This window comes from Paenibacillus sp. J45TS6 (genome assembly GCF_018403285.1).
In the GTDB taxonomy this organism is placed as follows: domain Bacteria; phylum Bacillota; class Bacilli; order Paenibacillales; family Paenibacillaceae; genus Paenibacillus.
The window spans coordinates 1-330 of record NZ_BOSJ01000090.1 but is presented as its reverse complement, the minus strand read 5'-3'; the positions used below and the strand labels follow the sequence as shown (position 1 = coordinate 330).

The following is a 330-nucleotide window of genomic DNA, read 5'->3' as shown; positions in this document are numbered from 1 at the left end:
GAGCCAGCCGTCGAAGGTGGGGTAGATGATTGGGGTGAAGTCGTAACAAGGTAGCCGTATCGGAAGGTGCGGCTGGATCACCTCCTTTCTATGGAGAATCGTTTCCTGAAACGGAAACATTCAAATAAACGTGCGACGAAAGTCGGCGGACCACTTTGCAAAAGCAAAGTAACACTCACTCGTTGTTCAGTTTTGAGAGTTTGATCTCTCAAAATCAAGTCATAAAATTTCATCCACACTTTTCGTGATGGACCGAGAATTTTATGGTCGCAACAAAGTTGCTCTTTGAAAACTAGATAACGAAACAATTTTGCGATTTTAGAAATATCC

The 330-nt window shown here is 42.7% G+C and carries 1 rRNA gene; it reads left to right on the top strand.

The features are described from left to right. Positions 1-88, top strand: a 16S ribosomal RNA gene (locus tag KJS58_RS25130); the annotation flags it as partial. Between the last annotated feature and the right edge of the window lie 242 nt (positions 89-330).